The following is a 14,243-nucleotide window of genomic DNA, read 5'->3' as shown; positions in this document are numbered from 1 at the left end:
ATCGGGTGCAGCTGGACCTGACAGACCTCGCAGACAACCTGAGTGGCAACGCGCCCCTCGGAATCGCCCTTGCCGTCATCGCCGCGGTATTGCTGGCGCTGGGCACCCAGTTCCAGCACGGTGGAGTCGCTCTCGTGAACGAGAGATCCCGTCACGAAGGTAAGACCGGACTCAGCATCAGGCAGCTCACAGCACTACTGGCGCGACCGTCGTGGGTCATCGGGACGCTGTTGCTCGGGCTCGCCGTCGTGCTCCAGCTCACGAGTCTCACGCTCGCCCCGATCACCGTCGTTCAGCCGCTCGGCGCTATCGCGCTCGTCATCACAGCGATCGTCAATTCGCGCATTTCCGGCGTTCCGCTCGACCGGATATCCATTCGTTCGATCGTCGTCTGCATCGGTGGTGTCGCTGTCTTCGTGACGATTGCTGCCGTGGTCACCAAGAAGCACCCGATCACCGCAACGCAGCTCTCGATCGTGTTGATCATCCTGTCGGTGGTGCTTGCCGTGTTCATCACCCTTTTCGTAGTCATCCGCAGGCGGGCACCGAAGCCGATCTTCTATGTCGTTGCCGCCGGTGTGCTGTTCGGCTTCGTCGTGACGCTCGCCAACGTCGTGATCGGGCGGGTGCAGACCATCCTGCAGAAGGAGTTCGAATTCAGCTCCGCAGACATCCTCACGGTGCTGTGCGTGGTCGGACTGATCCTCGCCGCGTTGCTCGGAACCTATTTCGTGCAGACCGCCTACTCGTCGAATCCGCCAGACCTCGTCGTTGCCGGATTGACGGTGATCGACCCGATCGTCGCAGTGGCGATCGGCATCATCGTGCTCGGTGAGGCCGCGGGCGCACCGCTCTGGGCTGTCTTCGCGTTCATCGCGGCCGGGGGCTGTGCGGTGTGGGGCGTGACATCGCTCTCGAGGCATCACCCCCTTGCGCTGGCCAATACCTCACTCGCCGACGTGGCTGGAGATGGCGCCTAGAACCATTGGGGTACGGTGTACAGCGTGCCTGACGCCCCTCGAATTTCTCCCCACGACGGCAAGCCTCGACTCCGAATCCTCATGGGAGCAGACACCTTCTGGCCCGAGATCAACGGCGCTGCGAGCTTCATCGCGCGGTTGTCGGCGGGGCTGGCCGAGCGCGGGCATGACGTGCATGTCGCGGCACCGTCATACTCGAACAAGAAGCTCGGCGCGCAGGTCGAAGAGCACGAGGGCCAGAAGTTCACGGTGCATCGCATCTACTCCTGGCGCTGGTACCCGCATCCCTGGCTGAGGTTCTCCCTGCCGTGGCGTATCAGGCACAACAGCGCGAGCATCATCGAACAGGTGAAACCCGATGTCATCCATTTCCAGTCGCACGTCGTGATCGGGCGGGGAATGACGATCGAGGGCAGCAAGCGCGGCATCCGCATCATCGGTACCAACCATTTCATGCCCGAGAATCTTCTCGAATACACATTGGTCATCCCTCCGTTTCTCACGAAACGGGCCATCGAGGCGGCATGGAAAGCCGCGAACCGCACGTTCGGCCGCGCCGAACGGGTGACCACGCCGACACGCAAGGCGGCCGAATACCTCGAGGCCCAGACGTCAGTGAAGAATGTCGTCGCGATTTCGTGCGGCATCGACGCCCACAACTACACGCCCGACATGCAGCCCAAAACCGACAATCTGATTGTCTTCCTGGGCCGGGTGGTCGAAGAGAAGCAGATCGACAAGTTGATCAAAGCTTTCGCAACGCTTGATTCGTCACTGGATGCCCGCCTCGAGATCGTCGGAGGCGGTGACCAGGAGGCGAGGCTCAAGTTGCTGGCCGCGCAGCTCGGCGTGACCGAGCGCGTGACGTTCGCCGGGTACGTGGATGAGGCCTACCTCCGTAACGCGCTCACCAGGGCCTCGGTCTTCGCGATGCCGTCCATCGCCGAGCTGCAGAGCATTTCGACCATGGAGGCGATGGCCTCGGGACTGCCGATCGTGGCTGCCGATGCGATGGCACTTCCACACCTCGTCCATGACGGCGAGAACGGTTTCCTGTTCGAACCAGGCAATGTTGCACAGCTTGCCGACAGGCTGACCACACTACTCAGCATGCCGCACGACGAGATCCTGAAGTTCAAGCAGGAGAGCTTGAAAATCGTCGCCGCTCACGACATCCAGCGCACCCTCGATACCTTCGAGTCGCTGTACCGCGGTGAGCCTGTCGACGCGGATGGCATGGTCCAGCAAGGGGCTTGATCGTCGCCTCAACTCAGGGCATGACCAGCGTTTCTTACGGCCCCGCCGGTCCGTGACGTCTCTCGAATGTCGGTGGCCGCCTGGTAGCGCAGGGTACGGAACGCCCGCATTCTTTGTTCGATCCGCGTCATCCCGACGTGCGGATCGAATGCAGCAGGGCCAGGGCCAGGTACGGGCTGAGAGCGTTCGCCGAGATCCTCGTCGGCTCTCCAGCTCTTTCGACACCGGATGTCGTCGCCATCGTCGATCGAGCTGCCGTGGCCGATCTCGCCGTTTTCTGATTCGTCGAGCGGACAGCTCGTATGTAGGCCGAGCAAGCGCGCGTGCTTCGTCCCCTCCCTGGTATGCCGCAGCTGACAGACCTGCGATCTGCTGCCGCGTCGCGCGCCATGGCAATCATCGATCGTGCCGCCGCGTCGCTTGTGGGTGTGGGCGACGAGAGCCAAACTCTCCTGCAACTGCTGGTGGATGTGGCTGATGATCTGCTCGCAGGCGTTTTGGGACGCGCAGCTCCACACCTGGGTATGACCATCGGTGTGCTGGTTCTCGTGATGACGTTGTTGGGCAGCAAACAGCCCGGCAGCCCGAGGACAATGAACTGATAATTTTCGCCGCCGCCCGCGAAAGGCTGGCCGCGCGCCATCGGTACCGGGGCAGCTAGCGGGTGAGCTCCGACTCGGGCAGCTCGGGTTCAGGCAGTTCAGGCGCCCGGGGCGCAGGAACCGGCTGGCGGGTCAACTGCATGATCTCGATCTTCGCGATCACGCGCTGGCGCTCCGGGTCCATCGTCACGCGCCGCTCGTCACCCATGAAGTTACTCAGCATGTCTTCGTTGGGGAACTCGAGGATGTGCACCTCCAGCGGCTGGTCGTCCGTTGCATCGGTGAGCCCGCGATACCTCACGGTCGCGCCGTGTTCGATCTCGAGATCGACGACCGTGTCGATGTAACGGGAGAGATCCGCTTCGAGTCCAGGATGGGCCCAGAACAGCACGCAGCAGGAAATTATCATGCCCGAACACTACCGCAGAGCCCGAGCCCGAGCGCGGTTCGGCTGGCGGCGGGGTGACTGCCACCCGTGTCGTGGCCCTGTATCGTAGGAACTCGCTCGCGCTCGTCGGGCTTGGGGCGGTAGCTCAGCTGGTTAGAGCAGCGGACTCATAATCCGTCGGTCATGGGTTCAAGTCCCATCCGCCCTACTTTGTTGGATGCGTGCCGGATGCTGTCGGCCTTCAGCTGCCAGTGCGCCGCGCGGCCTGCCACGCGCCGGTCGACCAGAGCGCCCACGCGATCAGCGCCGGCTGGAGGGGCATCCTGATCCACCGTTTGAGGTCGCTGTCGAGGCCGAGCGAGTCGATGCGGTTGACGACCTGGGAGATGTTTCCGGGGTACACGGCCGCGAAGAACGCTGCGGCGACCCAACCGACCGTCGTGCGGTGCTGTCTGCTGAGGATCAGGGCGCTGCCGAGCGCGATCTCGACTCTGCCTTCCTGATGAAGCAGCAGGAGTTGGGCTCTGGGCTGAAGCGTCCAAACGCAATAACGCCCCAAAGGGACTCCCAATCGAGACCTGATGGCGCGCCCTGTGTATCCGAGAACACTAGCCACGCATGGAGCTGTTGCAGAAAAGGCGCGCATGCTTGGCCCGAGCTGGGCTTGGCGCGACAACTCGGGACCGCGCTCCGGTCAGGTGGGCATTTGCCCGAAGAAGAGGAAGATCAACTCGGAACAGACGAGGCAGACGCCTTTCCGATGGATGCGGCAAACCGAACTCACACAACGCCGCTCTGAATCATTATGAGCGGCGTTTGCCTCTTGTGCACGACAATTGCACCCTCGTTTGGGGGAGAGAATCGTGTCTAAGTTTGCGCCAAGATGCTTAGGTGAGCATAACTAACGAACCGCATCCTTCTGCCTATCAGTCCGCACCGCTCGAAGATACCGGGAAGCCACCGTCGCCGCTGGCGATAGCTGCTCTTGCCGTCGGTATTGTCGCATTCGTAAGCGGCTGGGTGCCATTCTGGGGTGTGGTCGCTGGCGCTGGCGCTATAGCGCTAGCGTCGATCGCCCTAGTTAAAAAGCAACGGAAAGTATTCGCGTTCGCCGGCCTCATCCTTGGTTGCATTGCGGCACTGACTTCCCTCATCACGACAATCGCGCTGATTAGTGGTGTTGCCAATGTGAGTGAATCAACCACCGCTGTTGCTCCGGCCGCCACAAGCACGGCGACGCCTGCACCAAGAGTCACGGCTAAACCCACCCCGACGACTAAGCCGGCGCCGGAGCTCACGCCGACAGCAACCCCCGCCCCGACAGTGGCACCGGCCCCGCCAAAACCGGTTGAGACAGTGAGTCAGTCCAACGCCACGAGAAAGGCCCAAAGCTACCTCAACTATTCGTCGTTCTCACGCACTGGACTCATTGACCAGTTGATTTTCGAGGGCTTCTCGGCAGAAGACGCGACATACGGGACTGACACTGTTGGAGCGGACTGGGGCCAGCAGGCGGCGGGGAAAGCCAAAAGCTACCTGGACTACTCGGCATTCTCGCGAGATGGTCTTATTGATCAGTTGTTGTTCGAAGGTTTTAGCGCGGAGGAAGCAGAGTTCGGAGTGGCTTCGGTCGGTTTGTAAATAGCTGACCTCGATCCGTCGGTTATGGGTTCACGTCCCATCCGCCCTACTTTGTTGGATGCGTGCCGGATGCTGTCGGCCTTCAGCTGCCAGTGCGCCGCGCGGCCTGCCACGCGCCGGTCGACCAGAGCGCCCACGCGATCAGCGCCGGCTGGAGGGGCATCCTGATCCACCGTTTGAGGTCGCTGTCGAGGCCGAGCGAGTCGATGCGGTTGACGACCTGGGAGATGTTTCCGGGGTACACGGCCGCGAAGAACGCTGCGGCGACCCAACCGACCGTCGTGCGGTGCTGTCTGCTGAGGATCAGGGCGCTGCCGAGCGCGATCTCGACGAGACCGGATGCCACCACCACGACATCAGGATCGAGGGGCTGCCAGCGGGGTACCTGCGCCTGGAAGTCCATGCGCGCGAAGCTCAGGTGCCCGATACCGGCAGACACGAGTGACGCGCCCAGTACGATGCGTCCCACGCGGCGGCCGATTCGGCTCGTGCGTGAAAGTCCGTCGGATGGGGTCGGATCAGTGAGTTCTGGAGTTCGGGCCATGCCACCCATTGTGCGCCGGCTGGCTTGGCGTCTGCACTGCATGCCCCGACGCTTTCGGCCTCGACGCCAGGGGCCTCGACACTACAGGCGTCGACCGGGCTACGCCTTTTCCGGTTCCGGGATCGGGGTCAGGCCGTTGACGGTCGAGGCTGCCTGCGAGAGCTGCTCGAGCCACTCGCGGTTCATCTCGGGGGGAGTCGCGTCGTCGAATTCGAATTCGAGAGGGATCTGCGCCGAGATCCAGACGCTGGATCGGCCGCCGCCGTCGCTTTCCGCCTTATCCCACGAGAACGTGAAAGCCTCATTGCGGCGCAACTTGTTGACGATGACGAACTTTATGTGAGCGAGGTCGCGGTCAGGTAGGGGAATGGCGACGCGCGTGGCGTCGGCGTAGTACATGGTTCCCACGGAGACTCCCAGACGATCAGCGGTAAGAGGCCTTCAGGATACCCCGAGAGTCAAATGAATCTCGCATATTCAGATCGCTGGGTTGGGGCGGCTGAATTGGCACCACGAAGGCTAGCTGCTGTTGTGCAGATTCGCCAACCATGGGCGGGGGATTGCTTCCGGGGAGGTTCGCCAGAAGAGTGGAGGCATGAAACGAATCCTCTATTCTGGCGGCTCGGTTCTCACCGGAGACGGAATTGCTCATTCCATCGCGCTGTACGCGGCCTCACTTGCGCGAGCCGGAACCGCTGAGGCGGTGGTCATTCCGATCGTCGCACATGGGGAAGTCGGCACCGCCGAAATTGTGATCGGGCCAGCGAGCCAGCTCATGGTCGAGGATGCCGGGTCTGAGTTCAACGGAAAGATCGACGAAGGCGATTGTCTTGCGCTGCTCGAAGAACGTCGCAGCAGGCTCGATACCCCTCCGGGCGTGCAGCCGAGCGCCCCAGACGATGTGAAGTCGAGTTCCGATGTGATGTCGAGTTCGCTCGATGGCATCTAGGCGGCTGTGACTTTCAAGGCTGCTGTGACCTCTGAGGATGTTCACGCCGGATGCCGTCTGGCGCCAGCGCCCGTGGGTTAGGGCCGATGGGTTAGGCCCGTGGGTTAGGGCCGAGATGGCCCGGTGGGCCCGTGCGTAATCAGTTGTGGCGCATCCTCCAGAATTGCGAGATCGGCCGACTCCAGTGACGGGAAATAGCCGATGAGGCGGCGATCGGACGACACCTGTGCCCAACTCACGGCCCTGAAGAAGGGTGGATGTCCCGGGTCGGCCTCCATGCGTCGGATTACGGCTTTCGGGTGGCTGGCGCTGTTGCGCATGACGACCCATTCCGTATCGCTGATGCGTATCGGGGGCCAGGGCCATGCAGCCATGCTGAGCTTCTCCTTCGGCGGTGGCGGATTGGCCGTGGTCGCTGCTCTTACCCGGACTGACCAGTCCCAGAGCCGGTCACACGCCGTCTCGAGGGCCCAGGCGTAGCCCACTGTCGCCTCGACGCCGGTGTGAAGGTCTGGTCGAGTGACCGAGCGGAACGCGGGCCGGTGGGCAACCCGGCCGTATTCGATACGCCCGAGTTGATTACCGCGGTGGATCAGCAACCACTCGTTGCGCCCGAGAGCCCGTTCGAGATGGTCGCTCGGCCTCCAGTGATGCGTCATAAATAGAACATACGTTCGAATGATGGTCGTCGTCAATCCCGACCTGAGCGGTGTCGGGCACCTGTTTCAGGTCTTGATAGCGTTCCCGTGGGGGCTATCTGGAGCCGGAATGGGACCCGCACCAGTCGGTCTCACGTTTCGCCAATCCCGGTCGAGGATCGCATACTGGCGCACCTGACTGGGCGCTGCTCACGGGAATTATCCCGGGGCTGTCGTGTTCTCTAGCGTGAGACTCGACCCCGGCCGAAGAGCAGCCAGAGGATCGATCCGAGCACCGACAGGAAGAACGCCACGAGAATCCACATGAACTTGCCGAGTGCGCCGTGGTTGGGGTTTTTCACGATGGAGACGAGAGTGATAATGAAGATGACGAAGCCGACGAGGCCGCCAAAGGTGATGGTTACGGGATCCATGGGGCCAGCATAATGGGGAGCATGACTGACCCGACCGACCAGACTGCCCCTTCAGCTGAGACCCGACTAGCGACCTTCCGCTCACGCCGCGAGGCATCGGTGGTGCAGCCGAAGGGCAGCCTGGCGCTGGTCAATACGCAGTGGATCGACTCTGGGCAGACCATCTGGGGGGTGCCCGGAACCTGGGCCCCGGCGGAAGGTGGGCTGCGGGTCACTGCGGCCGCATCCGACAACATCGTCGTCGATGGACTACTCGTCGATGGCGAGACAATCGTGCGCGGAAAAGACAATGCCGAGCCGAGCGAGATCATCTTCAGTGACACGGTCAGCGGCTTCGTCATCGCAGGCGACGAGGGCAAATATGCCCTCCGCGTCTGGGATTCTGCTTCGGAGGGCATTCAGGAGTTCGGCGGCATCGACGGCTACGCCTACAACCCGGACTGGGTGATTACCGCGACTTTCACCGAAAACCCGGCTGGCACCACGATGGGCTTCGAGCACCTGAAAGACAACGGTAAAACGAAAGAACAGGTGATCCCGGGCGACATCTCGTTCGTCAAGGATGGCGTGGACTACAACCTCGTCGCGTTCAAGTCGGGTCGCGCGCTCCAGCTCGTCTACGCCGACGCCACCAATGGAGTCGACACCTATAGCGTCGGCCGCTTCCTGTTCATCGCCCCGAATCCCGACGGCACCATCACGCTCGACTTCAATCTCGCCGTGCTGCCGCCGTGCGCCTTTAGCTACAACTTCAACTGCCCGATGCCGCCGAAACAGAATCGTTTCCGCGTGGCTATCGAGGCGGGGGAGAAGAATGTGCTGAAGAAGGACGGATCGCTGCTGCACGAGGTGTGATACTCGCGTCGCGCTATCCGTCGTGGTGCTCCAGGAACTCGAATACCTCGGTCGAGTCGACCCCCGGGTACATGCCGGTGGGCATCGCGGCGAGCAGCGAGCTGTTGAGCCTGGCACTGGGGAGAGAGAATTTCTCCCAGCGGTCGGCCAGTGATTCAGGAGCTCGGCGGCAGCAGGATTCGTCAGGGCAGGTGGAGGTCGCGCGGTTGGTGGTGTCCCGGCCGCGGAACCATTTCGCGGTGGCGAACGGGGTGCCCACACTCACTGAGAAATACCCGCGGCTGCTGGACTGGATGCGCGACGTGCACCAATATGTCCCGCCCGGCTTGTCGGTGTACTGGTGGTACGGGCTGAAACGATCCGAGATGTCAAACACGCGGCGCGCACTCCAGTAGCGGCACACGAGCTGCCCTTCGACGGCGCCGAGGGCATCCGTCGGGAAGGCAGCACTGTCATTTTCATAGGCCTTTGAGATCGAGCCGCCCTCATGCACCTTCAGGAAGTGCACCGGCACCCCGAGGTGCTGGGTGGCCAGATTCGTGAACCGATGCGCGGCCGTCTCGTAGCTGACGGCGAACGTGTCGCGCAGGTCTTCGACCGATAGCTCGCGCTTCGACTTGGCTGCAAGCAGAAACCCGACTGCAGTGTGCTCAGGCACCATTAAGGCGGCAGCCAGGTAGTTGGTGTCCACCCGTTGCTGGAGGAAGTCTGCGTAGTCCTTGGGTTCGCCGACCCCGAGCACATGGCCGGCCAGTGCCTGCAGCAGCGTCGATCGGGGGTCGGAGCCATCGGCCTGCCCGACGGGGAGGTAGATCCTGCCGTTGCGGAGGTCGGTCACGCTCCGAGTCGAGCCCGGCAGGTCGGGTACGAAGTGCAGGGAGAACCCGAGATGTGTCGCGAGGTCGGAGGCGACACGCTGGGAGAGCGGCCCTCCGGCATGGCCGACGGCATCGAGCAGTTGCTTCGCCGTCGACTCCAGTTCACCGAAATAGTTGTTGCGCTTTCGCATGGATTTTCTCAGTTCGGTGTTGGCCCTGCGCGCTTCCTCCGGAGTGGCGGCACGCTCCCGATGGAGCCGCTTCAGTTCGTCATGCAGCCCGAGGATCGTCTCGATCGCCTCGTCGCTGAGAGACTTGCGCACGGGGAGGCTCGGCAGCGTCAGGCTCGAGTAGAGCGGCCCGCGCTGGGCGCGCTCCAGCGCGATCTCCAGCGCGGCTCGACGAGACGGCGCCTCCGGGCTGAGCAGCTGGTCCACCGTCACCCCGAGGATCCGCGCGAGCTTCTGCAGTTCGCCCAGCTTGAGTTCGCGCTTACCGTTCTCGATGACGGACACCTGTGATGCTGCCCGGCCCAGTTCGGCGCCGAGGTCGTCGAGAGTCAGACCGCGATCCGTTCGAAGCTGCCGGATGCGACGACCGACGGTGAGGGAATCGAGCATGTTTTCATCGTGCTCGGCGTTCGTGTCGTTCGCGTTCATCGGAGGACCCTCCAGCGTGGTGTTCTTCCGAGAACCAGAAGAATCACGTTTATTCTGCCCCTATTGTGTGAGAAGAACCACCGCTGAAGCCCCAGAGTCGAAACAGGACAGCAACGACCAGGGAGTTTCACATGACGAATGACGCCACCATCATCCGCTCGGGCGACCAGACGCAGACCGCAGCGCAGCTCGAGACCGAGTGGAAGACCGATTCCCGCTGGAACGGTATCGAGCGCAACTACACAGCCGAGGACGTCATCGCGCTGCGCGGCAGCGTCAGGGAGGACCGCACCCTGGCCCGTCGTGGGGCCGAGAACCTGTGGAACCTCATCCACGGAGCCGAGAACGGTGGGCAGGAGTGGGTTCCGGCGCTCGGTGCTCTCACCGGCAACCAGGCAGTCCAGCAGGTCAGGGCGGGATTGAAGGCGATCTACCTGAGCGGATGGCAGGTGGCAGCGGATGCGAACCTGTCAGGGCAGACCTACCCCGACCAGAGTCTCTATCCCGCCAACAGCGTTCCCGCGGTGGTGCGTCGCATCAACAATGCCCTGCTACGCGCCGACCAGATCGAGGTCGCCGAGCATGGCAGCCCCCGAACAGACTGGCTCGCACCGATCGTCGCGGATGCCGAGGCCGGTTTCGGTGGCCCGCTGAACGCCTACGAACTCATGTCGTCGATGATCGAGGCCGGGGCGGCCGGCGTGCACTGGGAAGACCAGCTCGCCTCGGAGAAGAAGTGCGGTCACATGGGCGGCAAAGTGCTCATCCCCACCGCCCAGCATGTGCGCACCCTCAACGCGGCACGACTCGCGGCCGACGTCGCCGGGGTCTCGACGCTTGTGATCGCGCGGACAGACTCTCTCGCCGCCGACCTGATCACGAGTGACATCGATGAGCGCGACCGGGAGTTCCTGACAGGGGAGCGCACGACGGAAGGCTTCTTCCGCACGACGCCCGGCATTGCGACCGTGCTGTCTCGGGGTCACGCGTACGCTCCGTATGCCGACCTGCTGTGGGTGGAGAGCGCGGAGCCGGATCTCGCGCTTGCGCGCACCTTTGCGGAGAGCATCCACAAGGAATTCCCCGGCAAGAAGCTCGCGTACAACTGCTCCCCGTCGTTCAACTGGAAGAGCCACCTCGACGACGCGCAGATCGCCACCTTCCAGCGGGAGCTGGCGGCCATGGGATACGCGTTCCAGTTCATCACCCTCGCCGGTTTCCACTCCCTCAATCACTCGATGTACACGCTGGCTCGCGACTACTCGCAGCGCCACATGAGCGCGTACGTGGAGCTGCAGGAAGCAGAATTCGCGTCCGAACAGGACGGCTACACGGCGACACGCCACCAGCGTGAGGTCGGAACGGGGTACTTCGATCGCATCGCGACCGCACTCAACCCCACAAGCGAAACGCTGGCCCTGGTCGGCAGCACCGAGACTGCCCAGTTTCACTAAACCGCGCAATACCGACTAACGACTTTTTCGAGGACATCATGAACCGCATGGACATCATCGGCGCTGACGGCGACCGATTCGACGAGATACTGACACCACAGGCGCTGCAGTTTCTCACGAGGTTGCACGACCAGTTCGCTGGCCGCAGGCACGACCGGCTGGCCGCGCGGATGGAGTCGCGCAAACGCATCAACAACGGCCGCAATCTCGCCTTCCTGCCGGAGACGGCGGCGATTCGCGAAGAACCGACCTGGCGGGTCGCCGGCCCAGGCCCGGGCCTGGAAGACCGAAGAGTGGAGATCACCGGGCCGACCGATCGCAAGATGACGATCAACGCGATGAATTCCGGCGCGAAGGTGTGGCTGGCAGATCAGGAGGACGCCACGAGCCCCACCTGGGAGAACGTGATCGGAGGCCAATTGAGCCTGCACGACGCTATCCGGCGCCAGATCGACTTCACGAGCCCCGAGGGCAAGGAATACAGGCTGGGGGAGTCGACGCCGACGATCGTCATGCGACCGCGCGGTTGGCACCTCGTCGAGAAGCACGTCAGGTACACCGACCGTGCAGGCCAGCGCTCACCCGCATCCGGCTCGCTCGTCGACTTCGGGCTGTACGCGTTCCACAACGCGAAGCAGCTCATCGACAGCGGCAGCGGGCCATACTTCTACATCGCCAAGATCGAGAATCATCTCGAGGCGCGGTTGTGGGATGACGTGTTCACCTTCACCGAGAATGCTCTCGGCATCGAGCACGGGACGATCAGGGCCACCGTGCTGATCGAGACGATTCCCGCTGCGTTCGAGATGGAGGAGATCCTGTACGAACTTCGAGAGCACTGTGCCGGGCTGAACGCCGGTCGATGGGACTACATCTTCTCGATCATCAAGAACTTCCGCGGTCGTGGCGCCAGCTTCGTACTGCCGGACAGGTCGGATATCACGATGACGGTTCCGTTCATGAGGGCGTACACCGAGCTCCTGGTCGCCACGTGCCATAAACGCGGGGCTCATGCCATCGGGGGCATGAGTGCGTTCATCCCGAACCGTCGGGATCCCGAGGTCACGGCCCGCGCGCTTGCCGCTGTGACGGCAGACAAACGGCGGGAGGCGACGGATGGGTTCGATGGCACATGGGTCGCGCATCCCGACCTCGTCTCGACGGCCCAGGCCGAATTCGACGCAGTGCTCGGAGACCGGCCGAACCAGGTTGATCGTCTCAGGCCCGACGTGCACGTCTCGGCGGAGGACCTGCTCGACCTGCGCATCGAGGGGCAGGTGACGGATGCCGGCGTCGCCTCTAACGTGTCGATAGCCGTCAGGTACATCGAGAGCTGGCTGCGCGGGGTAGGAGCAGCCGCGATCGATAACCTGATGGAAGATGCCGCGACGGCCGAGATCAGCCGCAGCCAGTTGTGGCAGTGGATGCACCAGCGGGTGGTCACCGCCGAGGGCACCCTAATCACGAGGTCGGTCGTCGAGCGAGAGCTCGCAGCCGTGCTCGAATCTGCGTCGGCGGGAGGACGATTCGCTGATGCGGCCGAGGTCTTCAGGGCCGTCACGCTCGAGGAAGACTTCCCGACCTTCCTCACGCTCACCGCCTACAGCCGGTACCTGGTGGAGAACGCGGAGGTCGTGGCCGCGTAGTGGGTTTCACGGGCTGGCACGCGTAGCATGAGAGCACTCGACCATCGTTGATCGGAGTGACAGTGTCCAGCCCGTGGAGCGTCCCGCCGGGCGTTGTCGCGCGCGCCCAACTCGAACAAGCTCACGAATCAGTCATCGACCAGCGGATGGCCGTGGCTGGCGTCCGCAAGCTCGTACAGGAGTCGTGGGAACGGTCCCTGCAACTCCTGCTCGACCCCGACCAGCCGCTTGACGGCCTCCGCTTCGACGACTCCGACCTGCGGGACTATCGGGACGCGCATCCGCTTGCGCTCGCGCTTCCGACGATTCACAGGCTGCTCATCCGTCACACCTTTGATGCGGGACTGATTGTGGCTATCGGCGACCAGGACGGCAGGCTCCTGTGGATCGATGGCGACAGGAACCTGCGCCGCAAAGCCGAGGGCATGCTGTTCGTCGAAGGTGCTGACTGGAGCGAGCGCGTCGTGGGCACGAGTGCCCCGGGCACCGCGCTGGCGCTGGATCGTGGCATCCAGATCCATGGCGCCGAACACTTCAATCGCATCGCCCACCCATGGAGCTGCACGGCCGTCCCGGTGCACGATCCGATCTCCGGCACGCTGATCGGTGTCATAGACATCACCGGGGGCGAGGATGCTGTTGCACCGGCCACCCTCCCGCTGCTCGAGGCCGCGGTCGCCGCTGTGGAATCGGAGCTGCGCATCCGCCGGCTTGACGAACAGGTGTCGCGTCCGCGTCGGACCGTGCACCACGCGGTGGCGCGCCCGAACTCTTCCCCCGCGCTGTCGGTGCTGGGCAGTGACGGTGGGCGCCTCGAATCGGGTGGGCGCAAGATCGACCTGAGCTCGCGTCACGCCGAGATCCTGACACTGCTGGCGTGGTATCCCTCCGGTATGTCCGCTGAGGCGCTTGCGGGTCAGCTGGACTGCTCCATCGAGACCCTTCGGCCCGAGATGGTGCGGCTGCGCAAGCATCTTGAGGCGTTCGATCAGAGTCTCGTACCGTTGTCGCGACCGTATAGGCTGCCAAGGCGACTTGAGCTCGATGCACACAGGGTGCTTGCTTTCCTGGACCGGGGCGCGCATCGGGTGGCGCTCGCCGGATACTCGGGGCCGGTGCTGCCAGGTTCGAGGGCACCGGGGGTGGAACAACTCCGGGCCGAGGTCAGCCATCGGTTGCGAGACGCGTTGATGACGGATGCGGCAGTCGACACGCTGCTTACCTATGCCCGCACCGATGAGGCCGCCTTCGACATCGAGGTCTGGCGCGCCTGCCTCAGGATGCTGCCGGCAAAGTCCCCCAAGCGAGCCGCCGTGGTGGCGCGCATCGAGCACATCGAGGCCGAACTGCGCTGAGTGCAGCACGCTCGCAACATCCT

The 14,243-nt window shown here is 63.4% G+C and carries 17 protein-coding genes and 1 tRNA gene; 11 read left to right on the top strand and 7 right to left on the bottom strand.

Translation table 11 applies throughout. From position 1 onward, the window contains the following. Positions 1-5: 5 nt before the first annotated feature. The 4 genes from IEW81_RS01615 to IEW81_RS01600 all read left to right on the top strand — a co-directional run bounded on the left by IEW81_RS01615 (position 6) and on the right by IEW81_RS01600 (position 2,839). A complete protein-coding gene (locus tag IEW81_RS01615) occupies positions 6-980 on the top strand; it encodes a DMT family protein (protein ID WP_097060810.1) in 975 nt (324 codons plus the stop codon). An 81-nt stretch (positions 981-1,061) separates the two neighbouring features. Further along, a complete protein-coding gene (locus IEW81_RS01610) occupies positions 1,062-2,237 on the top strand; it encodes a glycosyltransferase (protein ID WP_097060811.1) in 1,176 nt (391 codons plus the stop codon). Between the two features lie 137 nt (positions 2,238-2,374). After that, complete coding sequence (locus IEW81_RS01605) at positions 2,375-2,518, top strand: hypothetical protein (protein ID WP_179691841.1); 144 nt, start codon at positions 2,375-2,377, stop codon at positions 2,516-2,518. Positions 2,519-2,626: 108 nt separating this feature from the next. Next, positions 2,627-2,839, top strand: a complete 213-nt coding sequence (locus tag IEW81_RS01600) for a hypothetical protein (RefSeq protein WP_179691842.1) — start codon at positions 2,627-2,629, stop codon at positions 2,837-2,839. Positions 2,840-2,894: 55 nt separating this feature from the next. Here the strand turns inward: IEW81_RS01600 and IEW81_RS01595 are convergent, their stop codons facing one another. Beyond that, positions 2,895-3,248, bottom strand: coding sequence for a hypothetical protein (locus tag IEW81_RS01595; RefSeq protein WP_143544668.1), 354 nt, complete (start codon positions 3,246-3,248; stop codon positions 2,895-2,897). A 113-nt stretch (positions 3,249-3,361) separates the two neighbouring features. Between IEW81_RS01595 and IEW81_RS01590 the strand changes: the two genes are divergently transcribed. Beyond that, positions 3,362-3,435 (top strand) — tRNA-Ile (locus IEW81_RS01590). Between the two features lie 33 nt (positions 3,436-3,468). Here IEW81_RS01590 and IEW81_RS01585 read toward each other — a convergent pair. Further along, positions 3,469-3,843, bottom strand: a complete 375-nt coding sequence (locus IEW81_RS01585) for a DoxX-related protein (protein WP_218840011.1) — start codon at positions 3,841-3,843, stop codon at positions 3,469-3,471. A 275-nt stretch (positions 3,844-4,118) separates the two neighbouring features. Here IEW81_RS01585 and IEW81_RS01580 point away from each other — a divergent pair, with 275 nt between their 5' ends. Next, positions 4,119-4,868, top strand: coding sequence for an Ltp family lipoprotein (locus IEW81_RS01580; protein ID WP_218840012.1), 750 nt, complete (start codon positions 4,119-4,121; stop codon positions 4,866-4,868). A gap of 82 nt (positions 4,869-4,950) precedes the next feature. Here the strand turns inward: IEW81_RS01580 and IEW81_RS01575 are convergent, their stop codons facing one another. Beyond that, positions 4,951-5,412 (bottom strand): DoxX family protein, encoded by a 462-nt coding sequence (locus tag IEW81_RS01575; protein WP_218840013.1) that lies wholly within the window; start codon positions 5,410-5,412, stop codon positions 4,951-4,953. Between the two features lie 99 nt (positions 5,413-5,511). Next, positions 5,512-5,811: a DUF7882 family protein gene (locus IEW81_RS01570; RefSeq protein WP_097060957.1), complete on the bottom strand. Its 300-nt coding sequence runs from the start codon at positions 5,809-5,811 to the stop codon at positions 5,512-5,514. A gap of 196 nt (positions 5,812-6,007) precedes the next feature. Here IEW81_RS01570 and IEW81_RS01565 point away from each other — a divergent pair, with 196 nt between their 5' ends. Further along, the gene (locus IEW81_RS01565) at positions 6,008-6,361 is read left to right on the top strand and encodes a hypothetical protein (RefSeq protein ID WP_097060815.1); all 354 of its coding nucleotides are present in this window, start codon (positions 6,008-6,010) and stop codon (positions 6,359-6,361) included. A 104-nt stretch (positions 6,362-6,465) separates the two neighbouring features. Here the strand turns inward: IEW81_RS01565 and IEW81_RS01560 are convergent, their stop codons facing one another. Together IEW81_RS01560 and IEW81_RS01555 are read right to left on the bottom strand one after the other, a co-directional pair. Further along, entirely contained in the window at positions 6,466-7,020 is a 555-nt protein-coding gene (locus IEW81_RS01560; protein ID WP_097060816.1) for a hypothetical protein, read from the bottom strand. A 221-nt stretch (positions 7,021-7,241) separates the two neighbouring features. Further along, the gene (locus tag IEW81_RS01555; RefSeq protein WP_097060817.1) at positions 7,242-7,433 is read right to left on the bottom strand and encodes a PLDc N-terminal domain-containing protein; all 192 of its coding nucleotides are present in this window, start codon (positions 7,431-7,433) and stop codon (positions 7,242-7,244) included. Positions 7,434-7,454: 21 nt separating this feature from the next. Between IEW81_RS01555 and IEW81_RS01550 the strand changes: the two genes are divergently transcribed. Further along, positions 7,455-8,288, top strand: a complete 834-nt coding sequence (locus IEW81_RS01550; protein WP_097060818.1) for a DUF1684 domain-containing protein — start codon at positions 7,455-7,457, stop codon at positions 8,286-8,288. A gap of 13 nt (positions 8,289-8,301) precedes the next feature. Here IEW81_RS01550 and IEW81_RS01545 read toward each other — a convergent pair whose 3' ends face one another. Continuing rightward, complete coding sequence (locus IEW81_RS01545) at positions 8,302-9,765, bottom strand: XRE family transcriptional regulator (RefSeq protein ID WP_097060819.1); 1,464 nt, start codon at positions 9,763-9,765, stop codon at positions 8,302-8,304. Positions 9,766-9,896: 131 nt separating this feature from the next. Between IEW81_RS01545 and aceA the strand changes: the two genes are divergently transcribed. The 3 genes from aceA (at position 9,897) to IEW81_RS01530 (ending at position 14,220) form a co-directional block, all read left to right on the top strand. Further along, positions 9,897-11,219, top strand: a complete 1,323-nt coding sequence (gene aceA / locus IEW81_RS01540; RefSeq protein WP_097060820.1) for an isocitrate lyase — start codon at positions 9,897-9,899, stop codon at positions 11,217-11,219. 38 nt (positions 11,220-11,257) lie between these two features. Continuing rightward, complete coding sequence (gene aceB, locus IEW81_RS01535; RefSeq protein ID WP_218840014.1) at positions 11,258-12,865, top strand: malate synthase A; 1,608 nt, start codon at positions 11,258-11,260, stop codon at positions 12,863-12,865. Between the two features lie 62 nt (positions 12,866-12,927). Beyond that, complete coding sequence (locus IEW81_RS01530; protein ID WP_229671189.1) at positions 12,928-14,220, top strand: GAF domain-containing protein; 1,293 nt, start codon at positions 12,928-12,930, stop codon at positions 14,218-14,220. The last annotated feature ends 23 nt before the right edge of the window (positions 14,221-14,243 follow it).

The organism is Salinibacterium xinjiangense (genome assembly GCF_014645015.1).
Taxonomy (GTDB): Bacteria; Actinomycetota; Actinomycetes; order Actinomycetales; family Microbacteriaceae; genus Rhodoglobus; species Rhodoglobus xinjiangensis.
Note: the sequence above shows the minus strand (reverse complement) of the source record. Positions and strands in the feature narration are given on the sequence as shown.

Bases quoted from the DNA above. Each gene is read 5' to 3' on its own strand.
- IEW81_RS01565 (WP_097060815.1), top strand. From the start codon at position 6,008: ATGAAACGAATCCTCTATTCTGGCGGCTCGGTTCTCACCGGAGACGGA.
- IEW81_RS01595 (WP_143544668.1), bottom strand. From the start codon at position 3,248: ATGATAATTTCCTGCTGCGTGCTGTTCTGGGCCCATCCTGGACTCGAA.
- aceB (WP_218840014.1), top strand. From the start codon at position 11,258: ATGAACCGCATGGACATCATCGGCGCTGACGGCGACCGATTCGACGAG.
- IEW81_RS01575 (WP_218840013.1), bottom strand. From the start codon at position 5,412: ATGGCCCGAACTCCAGAACTCACTGATCCGACCCCATCCGACGGACTT.
- IEW81_RS01545 (WP_097060819.1), bottom strand. From the start codon at position 9,765: ATGAACGCGAACGACACGAACGCCGAGCACGATGAAAACATGCTCGAT.
- IEW81_RS01610 (WP_097060811.1), top strand. From the start codon at position 1,062: ATGGGAGCAGACACCTTCTGGCCCGAGATCAACGGCGCTGCGAGCTTC.
- aceA (WP_097060820.1), top strand. From the start codon at position 9,897: ATGACGAATGACGCCACCATCATCCGCTCGGGCGACCAGACGCAGACC.
- IEW81_RS01555 (WP_097060817.1), bottom strand. From the start codon at position 7,433: ATGGATCCCGTAACCATCACCTTTGGCGGCCTCGTCGGCTTCGTCATC.
- IEW81_RS01560 (WP_097060816.1), bottom strand. From the start codon at position 7,020: ATGACGCATCACTGGAGGCCGAGCGACCATCTCGAACGGGCTCTCGGG.
- IEW81_RS01570 (WP_097060957.1), bottom strand. From the start codon at position 5,811: ATGTACTACGCCGACGCCACGCGCGTCGCCATTCCCCTACCTGACCGC.
- IEW81_RS01600 (WP_179691842.1), top strand. From the start codon at position 2,627: ATGGCAATCATCGATCGTGCCGCCGCGTCGCTTGTGGGTGTGGGCGAC.
- IEW81_RS01550 (WP_097060818.1), top strand. From the start codon at position 7,455: ATGACTGACCCGACCGACCAGACTGCCCCTTCAGCTGAGACCCGACTA.